The 12,475-nt window shown below is 38.1% G+C and carries 15 protein-coding genes; 11 read left to right on the forward strand and 4 right to left on the reverse strand.

What is annotated here, in order from left to right:
- Nucleotides 1-7 precede the first annotated feature (7 nt).
- On the forward strand, nucleotides 8-625 hold the full coding sequence (locus tag V6R96_RS02955; RefSeq protein WP_336377957.1) for a GNAT family protein: 618 nt from the start codon (nucleotides 8-10) through the stop codon (nucleotides 623-625).
- Between the two features lie 176 nt (nucleotides 626-801).
- Here V6R96_RS02955 and V6R96_RS02960 read toward each other — a convergent pair whose 3' ends face one another.
- Nucleotides 802-1,671, reverse strand: coding sequence for a cupin-like domain-containing protein (locus tag V6R96_RS02960; RefSeq protein ID WP_111954087.1), 870 nt, complete (start codon nucleotides 1,669-1,671; stop codon nucleotides 802-804).
- 477 nt (nucleotides 1,672-2,148) lie between these two features.
- Here V6R96_RS02960 and V6R96_RS02965 point away from each other — a divergent pair, with 477 nt between their 5' ends.
- Entirely contained in the window at nucleotides 2,149-3,030 is an 882-nt protein-coding gene (locus V6R96_RS02965) for a bestrophin family protein (RefSeq protein WP_111954085.1), read from the forward strand.
- A gap of 9 nt (nucleotides 3,031-3,039) precedes the next feature.
- Here the strand turns inward: V6R96_RS02965 and V6R96_RS02970 are convergent, their stop codons facing one another.
- Complete coding sequence (locus V6R96_RS02970; RefSeq protein ID WP_111954083.1) at nucleotides 3,040-3,639, reverse strand: hypothetical protein; 600 nt, start codon at nucleotides 3,637-3,639, stop codon at nucleotides 3,040-3,042.
- Between the two features lie 55 nt (nucleotides 3,640-3,694).
- Here V6R96_RS02970 and V6R96_RS02975 point away from each other — a divergent pair, with 55 nt between their 5' ends.
- The 9 genes from V6R96_RS02975 to V6R96_RS03015 all read left to right on the forward strand — a co-directional run bounded on the left by V6R96_RS02975 (nucleotide 3,695) and on the right by V6R96_RS03015 (nucleotide 11,124).
- Entirely contained in the window at nucleotides 3,695-4,315 is a 621-nt protein-coding gene (locus V6R96_RS02975) for a toxin-antitoxin system YwqK family antitoxin (RefSeq protein WP_223557940.1), read from the forward strand.
- A gap of 5 nt (nucleotides 4,316-4,320) precedes the next feature.
- Nucleotides 4,321-4,851: an RNA methyltransferase gene (locus V6R96_RS02980; protein WP_336377958.1), complete on the forward strand. Its 531-nt coding sequence runs from the start codon at nucleotides 4,321-4,323 to the stop codon at nucleotides 4,849-4,851.
- A 262-nt stretch (nucleotides 4,852-5,113) separates the two neighbouring features.
- Nucleotides 5,114-5,689, forward strand: coding sequence for a CBS domain-containing protein (locus V6R96_RS02985; RefSeq protein WP_223557939.1), 576 nt, complete (start codon nucleotides 5,114-5,116; stop codon nucleotides 5,687-5,689).
- Nucleotide 5,690: 1 nt separating this feature from the next.
- Nucleotides 5,691-6,557, forward strand: coding sequence for an NAD kinase (locus tag V6R96_RS02990; RefSeq protein ID WP_111954075.1), 867 nt, complete (start codon nucleotides 5,691-5,693; stop codon nucleotides 6,555-6,557).
- 71 nt (nucleotides 6,558-6,628) lie between these two features.
- Complete coding sequence (gene fbaA / locus V6R96_RS02995) at nucleotides 6,629-7,699, forward strand: class II fructose-bisphosphate aldolase (protein WP_111954073.1); 1,071 nt, start codon at nucleotides 6,629-6,631, stop codon at nucleotides 7,697-7,699.
- A gap of 96 nt (nucleotides 7,700-7,795) precedes the next feature.
- Nucleotides 7,796-8,650 (forward strand): acetyl-CoA carboxylase, carboxyltransferase subunit beta, encoded by an 855-nt coding sequence (gene accD / locus V6R96_RS03000; RefSeq protein WP_111954071.1) that lies wholly within the window; start codon nucleotides 7,796-7,798, stop codon nucleotides 8,648-8,650.
- A 54-nt stretch (nucleotides 8,651-8,704) separates the two neighbouring features.
- Entirely contained in the window at nucleotides 8,705-9,214 is a 510-nt protein-coding gene (locus V6R96_RS03005; protein WP_336377959.1) for a DUF6973 domain-containing protein, read from the forward strand.
- A gap of 58 nt (nucleotides 9,215-9,272) precedes the next feature.
- Complete coding sequence (locus V6R96_RS03010) at nucleotides 9,273-10,676, forward strand: nucleoside recognition domain-containing protein (RefSeq protein WP_111954053.1); 1,404 nt, start codon at nucleotides 9,273-9,275, stop codon at nucleotides 10,674-10,676.
- A gap of 55 nt (nucleotides 10,677-10,731) precedes the next feature.
- Nucleotides 10,732-11,124 (forward strand): hypothetical protein, encoded by a 393-nt coding sequence (locus V6R96_RS03015; RefSeq protein ID WP_111954051.1) that lies wholly within the window; start codon nucleotides 10,732-10,734, stop codon nucleotides 11,122-11,124.
- A gap of 14 nt (nucleotides 11,125-11,138) precedes the next feature.
- Here the strand turns inward: V6R96_RS03015 and V6R96_RS03020 are convergent, their stop codons facing one another.
- Together V6R96_RS03020 and V6R96_RS03025 are read right to left on the reverse strand one after the other, a co-directional pair.
- Nucleotides 11,139-12,026, reverse strand: a complete 888-nt coding sequence (locus tag V6R96_RS03020; protein ID WP_336377960.1) for a ferric siderophore ABC transporter substrate-binding protein — start codon at nucleotides 12,024-12,026, stop codon at nucleotides 11,139-11,141.
- A gap of 31 nt (nucleotides 12,027-12,057) precedes the next feature.
- Nucleotides 12,058-12,456, reverse strand: coding sequence for a biopolymer transporter ExbD (locus V6R96_RS03025; protein WP_111954049.1), 399 nt, complete (start codon nucleotides 12,454-12,456; stop codon nucleotides 12,058-12,060).
- Between the last annotated feature and the right edge of the window lie 19 nt (nucleotides 12,457-12,475).

A 12,475-nucleotide genomic window follows, 5' to 3' on the forward strand; every position in this document is an offset into this window, starting at 1 on the left:
AATTGTGATGAAATTAATCTCGCTATGGGGATCAAAAGCTGTATTATATGTTCAGAATAAAATATTTGTTGTATTTTTCAGTAAAATAAACTCTATGATCTACCCTGTTTTAGAAACTGAAAGACTTCTTTTAAGACAGCTGACTATTGATGATGCAGAAGACCTTTTCGAATATTTTTCTCTGGATGAAGTCATGGAATATTATGATCTGGAAACCTTTAAAACACAGGAAGATGCTCAAAAGATCATCCGACATTTTAATAATGAATTTGAAAAAGGAAAAGGGTTCCGATGGGCACTGGAATTAAAATCTGACAAGAAAGTTATTGGAACATGCGGTTACCATAACTGGTACCCTGAACATTTCCGCGCTGAGATCGGCTATGAACTGAATCCTAAATTCTGGAGAAACGCCTATATGAAAGAAGCTATTCTTTCTATTCTTACTTTTGGCTTTGAAAGCATGAAACTTCACCGGGTAGACGCATTCATAGACCCTTCCAATATTTCTTCCGAAAAGCTTTTGAACTCTTTAAACTTTAAAGATGAGGGCACTCTGCGTGATTACTTTTTTGAAAAAGGAAGGTTTGTAGATGCCAAAATCTTCGGTCTTATTAATGAATAAGAGGGAAGATGGATGCCGGAAGAAGGAAGTTTCTGAAGCTCTACAGAACCACTGAATATTTTTTAATTAATTTTTTAAAACATTTTGACTTTCCTAATTGACTTTCAATTATAACTGTCACAGGAAATATTATAAGGAGTACATTAACCTCCAGCTTCCCTCTTCAACCTTCAAGACTATTTCCTTTTCTTTTCAAAAGCTTCCGTCCCTTTTTCATAAGCCCATTTCTGCTTGTAATTCACCCACTTAGCCTTAAACAGCTTACGAAGAAGCTTATCTGTATACCTCATAATAAAAACATGGTACATCATATTGGCAAAAACATTCGGTTTGTTGGGAAGAGCCCTGAGCGACATGGAAAATCCCGGTTCCAGATATCTGTTAAAATGCCAGAATGCCCCGGGAATGAAAAGCGCATCACCATGCTCCATAAAAATTTCATAGCCTTTGGCATACTGTAAGGCCGGAAATTTCTCATAATCAGGATTTTCATAATCTATATCATAAACCGTATGAACAGAGAGCGGCACTTTATATAAAAAGGCAGATTGTTTTTGATCAAATAGCAGGATTCTTTTCTTACCCTCGAAATGAATATGTAGAAAATCTCCCAGATCTACATCATAATGCATCAGAACATGGGCCTCACTTCCCCCAAAGAAAAGAGTTGGCAGCCGCTTAAAAAACTTAATCCCCAGGTCGGGATACGTGAAATTTTTCAGCAGTTCCGGAAGCCGGTCTGTAATGATATAGAAAAAGATCCGCAGATCTGATGGTCCGCTTTTAATCCGGTCGATATAATCCTTCATTTTCATATTCGTGACAGGAGCATCTGAGCTTTTGGAAGCATCAGCCGGTTTATTATCATACAACGGCACGATCTGATCACCTGCTTTCTCACGGATATAGGCAAGATTCCATTTGTCGAAGGCATCCCATCTGGCCGCAAAATTTTTGATCAAAAGCGGCTTATGTTTTTTGAAATAATTCTTCTGAAAATCTTCTTTACTGATATCGTTGACTACATCTACGTTTTCGAGGATCATCTTGTTTGTTATTTAATGCGAAATAAAAATAGTGTTTTTTTGAAATCTGTGAAAATTAAAAAATGGTATCGGGAATTCTGGGCCCTGATTTAAACAACAAAAGGACAAAAGTTTTTAAACACTTTAGTTATTTTTTAGTTTAAAATATTGAGAATAAGAAGTACACATAAGTTTAAAAATCAGAGATTTTTATAAACAGGATTTAAAACATTAAAATCTTTGAAGATTTTAAGATCATCAAGCTGAGCTTCGCTTTAAGAACCAGAGCTAAAAAAATCTAAGATTTTCTCCTAACTGTCCTTATCTCCTTCACAAATCTTAATGTTAAAAAAACTATGCGCAATCATCTGTGAAAATCTGAGAAATCTGTGGTCAATCTGTCTTTTTGCCCTTTTGCTTTATTTTTAAAATTATTTTAAGCTTCTGATAAAGCAGGGATAAAATGAAAAAATTATCTTTGTAATACTAAGCCTATTTATGAGAGCCTACAACACCAAACATTTCCTGAAGATCCTTTTCAGTATGCATAAAAGCGATACCATGAAGATTCTTTTTCCGACGATGATTCTTGTGGGGCTTTATTCGTGGGGGATCCAGTATCTGGAAGTGGAATACCTTCATCTTACTGCAAAATCAGGGGTAAGCAATGTTGGAATGATCCATTCTCTGCTGGGTTTTGTATTATCGCTATTGCTGGTTTTCAGAACGAATACGGCCTATGACAGATGGTGGGAAGGCAGGAAACTTTGGGGTAAGCTGGTGAATGATACCCGGAATTTCGCCGTAAAGATTAATGCTATTTTGGGTGACAACCGGCAAGACGCAGAGCAAATTTCAAGATATTTAAAGTACTTTCCGCATTTTCTGGCCAAACACCTTTCCCAGGAATCTACAAGACTGGCTTTAGACGAAGATTATACAGAAATTGAAAAGTCCCTTAAACATCATGGGCCCAGTGAAATTGTCATTCTTTTGACCTATAAACTAAATCAACTGAAAAAAGAAGGAAAGATATCGGATATAGAGATGTTGTATCTTGACACCCAGCTTTCCGGATTTCTGGATGTCTGTGGAGGCTGTGAGAGAATTAAAAACACCCCTATTCCCTACTCTTATTCTTCGTTTGTTAAGAAATTTATCATCTTATATGTCCTTGCGTTGCCTGTTGCCTATGTAATAACGATCGGACTTTTGATGATCCCGCTTACCGTATTCGTCTATTATGTTCTGATGAGTCTGGAACTGATTGCTGAGGAAATTGAAGACCCTTTCAATAATGATGAAAATGATATTCCTATGGAAGCATTGGCACAAAATATTGAGAGGAGTGTACACCAGATTATGGGGCTTAAAAATTAAAAATCAACCTTAAAGGTTGATTTCTTTGATTTCTCCGTCTGCTTTTATCTCTACGAATTTACTTTCGCGGTTCGCTGCAGAATAACCATAAAAAAAGGTCTGGTATATGGGAGTAGAATACAGATACCCCCCATAGGCATTATAAGCATCTGATCTTCCTGTCTGCTCCTGATAGCTTGCAGTAGCTGTAAAATTAACAATCGTTTCCAGATAATATTTTCCGGGTTTTAACTTTTCAAACTTAAATCGCCCGTGATCGTCCGTTAATGCTTCCAGCCTATATTTAAATGCATCTTCGGACATGTAGACTGTTGTTTTCTTGCTCTCGTACTTTCTTCTCATGCTGTAAAACTCATCAAAATAAGGAGTCACAGGAAAAAGCATCACTACGGTTCCTTTAGGAGCATAGTGCTTTGCCCCAAGCAGGGGTTTAATTCCCCAGTTGTTTTTCTGTTTGGTGGAAGCCACTCCTTCTATCGTAGAATTTCCAAAGCTAAGCATCTCCCTGGCTAGCTTTTTATCAAAAAAAGCCTGAGGATAATAGGTGTTCTGTGCCTGTGAAAATAGAAAAGCGAATACCAACAGCAGTAAAGTGGATATTTTTTTCATGTTAATATTTTAAATCAAATATAAGTATTTTGCTATTTTTGAAATAAAAATATCTATGAAATACTTTTTTCTGCTGTTAATGGCCACATCATCGTGGGCAATAGCACAAAAACCATGCGGATTCAAAGACGGACTTCAGGAGGGATCGTGCAAAGCTTTCTATGATAACGGACAGGTAAAACAGATTCTCGAATGGAAGAAGGGAAAAGTGGAAGGCGATGCCATTTATTACCACGACAACGGAAAAGTTCAGGCTAAAGGAGAATACAAGAAAGACTATAAAGTAAAAGAATGGGCTTATTACGATAAAAATGGTGTTCTTACTTCAAAAGAAGTTTTTAGGAATGGTGATAAAAACATTTATGATAACAGCTTTACGGCTACTTTTTACACCCCTTCGGGAGTCGTGGCGGAAATTTCCAATTATAAATTTGCTAAATTACACGGTGAAAGCAAAGTTTTCTACGAAAACGGAAAATCTGTAAAACAGATCGGTCAGTATGAGAACGGGCTTGCTGTCGGAAAATGGAAATCATTTTATCCATCAGGCAAACTGCAACGTGAAACAGAATTTGCCAACGATAAATGGAATGGAAGCCGGGTTCATTACCGTGAAGACGGAAGCGTTGAAAAAACAGAAATATACAGAGAAGGAAAATTAATCTCAACAAAATAAAACAATTGGTACAGAAATTAAAACTGGAAGAACTTAACAGAATAGATGTAGAAACATTTAAGAAGGTTGAGAAAATTCCATTGGTCATTATTTTAGACAACCTGAGGAGCATGCATAATGTAGGGGCATCTTTCAGAACAGCAGATGCTTTTCTGATCGAAAAAATAATCCTTTGTGGTATTACGCCACAGCCGCCACACCGCGAGATCCACAAAGCCGCACTTGGAGCGACAGAAAGTGTGGACTGGACCCACGAAAGTGACATTAACACAGCGATAAATGATTATAAAAGCCGCGGATATCAAATCATAGGGATCGAACAGACAACAGACAGTGTGATGATCACCGATTTCACCATTGACAAATCAAAAAAATACGCGTTGATCTTAGGAAACGAAGTGGAAGGAATAAGTGATGAAGCACTCCCCAATATTGATACATTTCTTGAAATTCCACAGCTCGGAACCAAGCACTCTCTGAATGTAAGTGTATGCGGCGGAATTGTGATGTGGGAGTTTGCAAAAGCCCTTAAATAAAAAAACTGCATATGTCCTTAAAAGACAGTGCAGTTTGAAATAAATCTAATAAAAAGTAAAAATGAAAGGCGACAAAGATACTTTTTTTTTCTTTACGAACAAATTTTAACATCATTTTTTTAATTTTCCCAGAAAAAAAGTGATGTTTTGAGAAAAAGTTTCATTTAATTTTTTATAAATTAGCACAATGTTTATCAAGGATTATATCTCAAAAGACTTTCCGTGTTTTAGCCTTACTGACTCAATAGAATCAGCAAGAAATATGTTAGAGGATTTTGGATATTCCCACATTTTCATTAAAAAATCCCATCATTTCTACGGAGCTATTGCGGAAGACTTTCTTTATGAAGATGACGGGATATTGAAGGACCTCGAGCATCAGATCGAGCGCTTTGCCATCCTGGAAGACAATAATATCATGGACAGCATCCGCCTTTTCTATACGTTCAGTGCCAATGTGATTCCTGTGATCAATAAAAATGAAAAATATCTTGGGTATATCACCTGTGAAGATATTTTCCAGAATCTTTCCCGCTATCCGCTGTTTTCAGAAACAGGAGCTATTCTTACCATAGAAACGCCGGCCAGAAAGTATTCGATGACGGAGATCGCCAACATTGTGGAAAGCAACAACTCAAAATTCTATGGCGGATTCATCTCTTTTATGTCTGATGAAGTAATCCAGGTAACCATTAAGATCAGCAACGAAAACCTGTCTTCGATAGACGCTACTTTTGACCGGTACGATTATAGAATTGTTGAAAAATACTATTCTGATGAAAAATCAGACCTGTTTAAGGACAGATTCGGGTTTTTCCAAAAATTCATAGAAATATAACATGAAGGCAGCCATATATTCTCAGAAAAAAGACCTCGATACTTTTTTATATTTAAGCAAGTTTATTTCAGAACTTGAAACCAGAGGCGTAAAATCTGTTCTGTATGACGAAATGGCTGAAGCACTTCAGTTCTCAAAGATATTTGAAACATTTAACAGCAAGCAGGACCTTCTGGACAAAGAAGTAGACCTTTTCTTTACTTTCGGAGGTGACGGAACTATTGTGAACTCCCTCACCTTTATTGAAGACCTGGAGATCCCAATTGTTGGGGTGAATACTGGAAGATTAGGTTTTTTAGCCAGCTTTACAAAAGAAGAGGCTTTTAAAGAACTTGATGCCATCTTGAAAGGTGATGTGAAGACAAGCCGCCGTGCTGTAATTGAGGTTGTTTCCCCAAAATCCGGTGATTTTTTCCCGTATGCACTGAATGACGTTACCGTGTCCAGAAAAGAAACTACCTCCATGATTACGGTAGATTCTTATATCAATGACGAGTTTTTGAATGTATTCTGGGGTGATGGAGTCATTGTTTCCACTCCTACAGGATCTACCGCTTATTCTTTAAGCTGCGGCGGGCCGATTATCTCTCCCAATAACGAAAATTTTGTCATTACCCCTATCGCTCCGCACAATCTCAACGTAAGACCTTTGGTTGTAAATGACAGAGTGGAAATAAAATTTAAAGTGGAAAGCAGAGTGCCACAGTATTCCCTTTCTCTGGACTCCAGACTGGTCCATATAGAAACCGACAAAGAAATCATCATCAAAAAGGCAGATTTTCAAATCCTTCTGGTACAGCCGAACCATTTAAGTTTCTACGAAACAATCCGTCAGAAGCTGCTTTGGGGCAGGGACAAAAGAAATTAGTAATTCCTCAAAAATGATTACCTTTACAGGAATTTTAAAAACGCCTAATAATTTAAAATAAAAAGTAAAACATGAGCAGAATTTTTCCGGCAGGAGTTGCCACAGGTCAATTAGTTACTGATATTTTTCAGTATGCCAAAGAAAACAAATTTGCACTGCCTGCAGTAAACGTAATTGGTTCAAGCAATGTAAATGCTGTTATGGAAACTGCAGCGAAATTAAACTCTCCTGTAATTATCCAGTTTTCAAACGGCGGAGCCGCGTTCAACGCAGGAAAAGGACTAAACAATGACGGTCAGAGAGCTGCAATTTTAGGATCTATTGCCGGCGCCAAACATATTCATACTCTTGCAGAAGCTTACGGAGCTACTGTAATTTTACATACAGACCACTGTGCAAAGAAATTATTGCCTTGGATCGACGGATTATTAGATGCAAGTGAAGAGCATTACAAGCAGACAGGAAAGTCTCTTTATTCTTCTCACATGCTGGATCTGTCTGAAGAACCTTTAGAGGAAAACTTGGAAATCTCTGCTAAATATTTCGAAAGAATGGCTAAAATGCAGATGACTTTAGAAGTTGAGATCGGTGTTACAGGTGGTGAGGAAGATGGTGTAGACAATTCTGATGTAGACAACTCTAAATTATATACTCAACCTGAAGATATAGCGTATACTTATGAAAAATTAAAAGCGATTTCTGACAACTTTACCATTGCTGCTGCTTTCGGTAACGTACACGGAGTTTACAAGCCAGGAAACGTGGTTCTTACACCTAAAATCCTTGACAACTCTCAGAAATATGTTCAGGAGAAATTCGGAACAGCAGCTAAGCCTGTTAATTTTGTATTCCACGGAGGTTCAGGGTCTACTTTAGAAGAAATCAGAGAAGCTATTGACTACGGAGTTATCAAAATGAATATCGACACTGACCTTCAGTTCGCTTACACGGAAGGGGTTAGAGACTATATGGTTAACAATATTGATTATTTAAGATCTCAAATTGGAAATCCTGAAGGAGAAGAAAAACCTAATAAGAAATTCTATGACCCAAGAGTTTGGGTAAGAAAAGGTGAAGAAACTTTCTCAACAAGACTGGTTAAAGCGTTTGAAGACTTAAATAACGTAAATACTTTAAAATAATTTTTTGTAAAAGTAGGATGTATAAAGTACAAAGTAGATTTAATGCTTTTGTCTTTATACATTTTACCTTTTACATGATACATTAATACAATCAAAATGGCATTCGACTGGTTTAAAAGAAAAGCAAAAAACATTACCACCTCTACTGATGAAAAAAAGGACGTTCCCAAAGGCCTTTGGCATCAGACTCCATCAGGAAAAGTAGTGGAGCATGATGAACTGAGAAGAAATAACTATGTTTCTCCTGAAGACGGATTTCATGTAAGAATAGGAAGTGCAGAATTTTTTGAGATCCTTTTTGACGAAGGTAAGTTCACTGAACTGGATGCCAATGTTGAAAGTATTGACATCTTAAATTTCAAGGATACAAAACCTTATAAAGACCGTTTAAAAGAAGTAAAAGCAAAAACAAAGCTTACAGATTCCATCAGAAATGCAGTAGGAACCGTAAAAGGAACTGAAATGGTAGTTTCCTGTATGGATTTTGCTTTTATCGGCGGATCTTTAGGTTCTGTAATGGGTGAAAAGATCAGAAGAGCGGTAGATTACTGTATCGCCAACAAACTTCCATACATGATCATCTGCCAGTCCGGGGGAGCAAGAATGCAGGAAGCCACTTACTCACTGATGCAGCTTGCCAAAGTACAGGCCAAGCTTGCGCAGCTTTCTGAAGCAGGACTTTTATACATCGCTTACCTTTGTGACCCTACTTTTGGAGGAATTACGGCTTCTTTCGCTATGACAGCAGATATTATCATGGCTGAACCGGGAGCACTGATTGGTTTTGCCGGTCCTAGAGTAATCCGTGAGACGATCGGAAGAGATCTTCCTGAAGGTTTCCAGACTTCTGAATTCTTACAGGAAAAAGGATTTGTAGACTTTATCGTAAAAAGAACAGAAATTAAAGACACGGTAGCTAAAACAGTCAATTTATTAGCTGTGAATGCTTAAGATCTGTAACAAACACTATACAATCTCTCTCTAATTAGGGAGAGATTTTTATTTATGAGGACTTTTAAGATATTTTTTAATGCCATCCGCAGCATGAGCCTGGAAAAGGTCATGCGGCTTTTAGCGCTCCTTCTTCCCCATCCTCTTTTTGCCTTATTAAGCTTTCACGCAACGGTACAAACATTTAGCATTGCTCAGAAAAAATTCCCGGAAACAGCCTCCAACAATGGCATTGGAAATGCCTACAGACATGCATTATGGTGCTGTTTCATCATGATGTACTGCTGCAAGGTCTCCTCACCCCAAAAAGCATTGGATTTCTGCAAAAGATTAACGGATATGCATGAGGAACTTTTCCCCAATGAACCTTTGGAAACCAAAATGGACCTTCATAACAATAAAATCGGGATGGATTATTTCATGGAGCTGCTTCCGGGAATCCACCGGCAGTTTTTTGAGAAAGGCTTTTTTATTGATAGCCTGGAAAAGAAGATGGCTGATGCAAAAGTTTTGAAAACTCTGGATGATGATTTTGAGGGATATCTGGTTTATTTAAAAGAATAAAAATTTAAGCTGTTTTACATTTAATTTATTATCTTTTCTAAAATTTTAATTTAATCGAATGGTCCTTAGCAGAATTTGGTCGGCTTTCATTATCATTGCCATTGCCATTGCCAGTATAAAATACGTTTCGTCTAGCCACTACAAAACCATCTTCAATGATATGGTGGTAGGAAAAGGCGGTGACACGGTTCAGATTGCCTCACAGCCAATGAATACGCTCACCCCGATTGTCAGAGACAGCCTGATGAAAAAAAATGATTTTGCAGACAGCAGGATCCATTATAAGACAGACTCTCTAAAACAGGACGTAAAAGTTTACAGAGTTCAGGAAGCAGACGGCGTTATCGGAACTTCTGAAACCGCAGTAAAGATCTGCATTGGCCTGATTGGGATCATGACCCTGTTCATGGGATTCATGAGTATTGCGGAAAAAGCAGGCGGAATTAATCTTTTAAGCCGTTTTATCCAGCCTTTTTTCTCGAAACTATTTCCTGATATTCCTAAAAACCATCCGGCTTTCGGACATATGCTGATGAATTTCAGCGCCAACCTTCTCGGACTGGATAACGCCGCTACCCCATTTGGTTTAAAAGCGATGGAAAGCCTCCAGACCTTAAATCCTAATAAAGACACCGCCAGCAATTCGCAGATTATGTTTCTGTGTCTCCACGCAGGTGGAATGACGCTTATCCCTGTCTCTATCATCGCAATCAGAGCATCAATGGGATCGAAGACTCCTACCGATATTTTTCTCCCGTGTATGATCGCCACTTTTGCAGCAACATTGGCAGCGATGATTATTGTTTCTTTATATCAGAAAATCAATTTATTAAAACCAGTCGTTCTTGCTTATGTAGGTGGAATTTCAGCTCTTATTGCACTTCTGGTTGTTTATTTGGTTCAATTAAGTAAAGACGAATTGGATACGTTCAGTAAAGTATTAAGTAACGGGCTGATTCTCTTCATTTTCCTGGCAATTGTTCTTGGGGCTGTTTATAAAAAAATTAATGTTTTTGATGCATTTATCGAAGGTGCGAAAGAAGGCTTCACGACCTGCGTCAAGATCATTCCTTATTTAGTTGGAATGTTGATCGCAATTTCCCTTTTAAGAACTTCAGGCGTTTTTGATGTCATAATAGACGGAATGAAATGGGTAGCTAACACAGCCGGCTTTGATCCAAGATTTGTGGACGGACTCCCGACTGCACTGATCAAACCTCTTTCCGGATCAGGAGCCAGAGGAATGATGGTAGACACTATGGCCACGTTCGGAGCAGACAGCTTCCAGGGGAAATTGGCAGCGGTTCTTCAGGGGAGCTCAGATACGACGTTTTACGTCATTGCTGTTTATTTCGGAGCCGTAGCTGTAAAGAATACGAGATATACGGTAATTGCGATGCTTCTGGCGGATTTGGTTGGGGTAATTACTGCAATTGCACTGGCATATTTGTTTTTCGCGTAATAGGCAATGGTGGTTGAACCACCAATAACTTTAAATTATAAATTTTAAATTCATTATGATCACAGATAAAGAATTCACATTAAGATTAATACGTCAGTTAACTCAAGCGTTGGAAAAACTGATTCTGGATAAACCTGAAGAAAGCTTAATGCAGAAAGAATTAGACTTTGATTCTTTGATGAAAGATATTTTCAAGATAGATTTTACGGAAATTTCTTCAAAAACAAAAGAAGACATCATTGCAATTGTCAATGAAAGACAGGAAAGAGACCATAAAGATTATTATGAAATGCTGGGGAATCTTTTTTACTTTAAAGGTAAACAGGAGAATAATAAAGACTTTTTAGACAAGTCAAAAACATTTTATGAACTTTATCTCCAGACCAGTGGAATTTTCGCCCTTCCTGTGATAAACAGGATCAATGAAATAAAAAAAGCACTTGAATAAAGTGCTTTTGTATTTTAGAATGTGATTTTATAAGTTCCGGTGGAGGAAGTACTTGCTTTTTCAGCTTTGACATATTTCTTAACCCACGCCACCGCATTCGATGTAATGCAGGGATCGGATGTTCCGCCTGATCTTTTTGCTGAAACCACATTCCCGGCTTTATCCACAGTATAAGCAACTGTAATGGTTCCACTTGCTTTACAGCTGTTTGCAGGCTGTTCTCCACCCCTTCCCATAGTTCCGGGGATATATCCGATCAGTTTTCTGTCAATCCCCACTTTGCTGTCTCCGTTTCCGTCACCGCCTAAAGGATCTCCCGCATTTCCTATTCCGCTGCCTGTACCCTGGCTTCCGGCTTTTGTTCCTCTCCCCCTGATCAGGTTTCCGATGGCTGCATTTCCTTTTCCGTCACCGCTTCCGGTTTTGGAATTCGCCGTTGTTGCTCCCGTCTTTTTAGTATTCTTTGAGGCGCTTGAACTTGTTGACGCCTTTTTATCTGTCTTTTTTGATTCTTCTTTTTTTGGAATGCTCACCTTAGAATTGTTTCCTGTAATTACCTTTTCCTTTACCTCCGTTTTTTTAGGTTCAGGTGCAGGTTCTGGCTTTATGACCGTTTTTGTTTCCGGTACGGGTGTTTCAGCAGGCTCGGGAGTTACTTCTTCTGTGGCCGCAGCCAAACTTCCCGGCTGATCGGCAGGCTCTTCAATTCCGTTTCCATTCCTGTTGTCTCCGAAATTAACAAGCATTGTTGTCATCACCTCATCCGGTTGTTTATCCAACTCCGGCTTCAGTTTATAAAGAAAAACAAAAAGCAAAATCGCAGACCAGATAAGGATGGAAAGTATAGCACTCTTTATCCTGTCTCTATTTTGCTCGTTTTTGTTTACAATGTAACTTTTCATTTTAAATGATCTTTCCGGCTTTCCGGAGGTATTATTTATCTTTAACGGTTGCAATAGCAATATTAAATTTATTCTTTTCAGCAATTTCCATCACAAAAACAACATCTTTATGCATGGTATTTTCATCTGCACGAATGGTAAATGATTTATTCGCCTGCCCCGTTAATTTACTGACAATTACTGATTCCAGTTGTTCCCTTGTAACGGGATTATCATCAACAAAATAAGAGCCGTCCGGTTTAATACTTACCGTTAAAGGATTAGGAATATTATCTTCTACCGCACCCGCTTTTGGTAACTTTACATCAATCGCGCTTTGATTGGCGGCTGACGAAGTTATCATAAAGAATATCAGCATCAGCAAGATAACATCTGTCATCGCTGCCAAACTGAATTCGGGGTTCGCTTTATTTCTTCTCTGAATTTTCATCTGTTTCTTTTTACTTTTT

Origin of the sequence: Chryseobacterium sp. CCNWLW53 (assembly GCF_037083525.1) — a bacterium.
Lineage (GTDB): Bacteria > Bacteroidota > Bacteroidia > Flavobacteriales > Weeksellaceae > Chryseobacterium > Chryseobacterium lathyri.

What these genes read in the sequence shown, in the direction of transcription:
- fbaA (WP_111954073.1), top strand. Translation starts at nt 6,629, where the DNA reads ATGAGCAGAATTTTTCCGGCAGGAGTTGCCACAGGTCAATTAGTTACT.
- V6R96_RS02955 (WP_336377957.1), top strand. Translation starts at nt 8, where the DNA reads ATGAAATTAATCTCGCTATGGGGATCAAAAGCTGTATTATATGTTCAG.
- V6R96_RS02985 (WP_223557939.1), top strand. Translation starts at nt 5,114, where the DNA reads ATGTTAGAGGATTTTGGATATTCCCACATTTTCATTAAAAAATCCCAT.
- V6R96_RS02960 (WP_111954087.1), bottom strand. Translation starts at nt 1,671, where the DNA reads ATGATCCTCGAAAACGTAGATGTAGTCAACGATATCAGTAAAGAAGAT.
- V6R96_RS02990 (WP_111954075.1), top strand. Translation starts at nt 5,691, where the DNA reads ATGAAGGCAGCCATATATTCTCAGAAAAAAGACCTCGATACTTTTTTA.
- V6R96_RS02965 (WP_111954085.1), top strand. Translation starts at nt 2,149, where the DNA reads ATGAGAGCCTACAACACCAAACATTTCCTGAAGATCCTTTTCAGTATG.
- V6R96_RS03025 (WP_111954049.1), bottom strand. Translation starts at nt 12,456, where the DNA reads ATGAAAATTCAGAGAAGAAATAAAGCGAACCCCGAATTCAGTTTGGCA.
- V6R96_RS03005 (WP_336377959.1), top strand. Translation starts at nt 8,705, where the DNA reads ATGAGGACTTTTAAGATATTTTTTAATGCCATCCGCAGCATGAGCCTG.
- V6R96_RS02975 (WP_223557940.1), top strand. Translation starts at nt 3,695, where the DNA reads ATGAAATACTTTTTTCTGCTGTTAATGGCCACATCATCGTGGGCAATA.
- accD (WP_111954071.1), top strand. Translation starts at nt 7,796, where the DNA reads ATGGCATTCGACTGGTTTAAAAGAAAAGCAAAAAACATTACCACCTCT.
- V6R96_RS02970 (WP_111954083.1), bottom strand. Translation starts at nt 3,639, where the DNA reads ATGAAAAAAATATCCACTTTACTGCTGTTGGTATTCGCTTTTCTATTT.
- V6R96_RS03010 (WP_111954053.1), top strand. Translation starts at nt 9,273, where the DNA reads ATGGTCCTTAGCAGAATTTGGTCGGCTTTCATTATCATTGCCATTGCC.
- V6R96_RS03015 (WP_111954051.1), top strand. Translation starts at nt 10,732, where the DNA reads ATGATCACAGATAAAGAATTCACATTAAGATTAATACGTCAGTTAACT.
- V6R96_RS03020 (WP_336377960.1), bottom strand. Translation starts at nt 12,026, where the DNA reads ATGAAAAGTTACATTGTAAACAAAAACGAGCAAAATAGAGACAGGATA.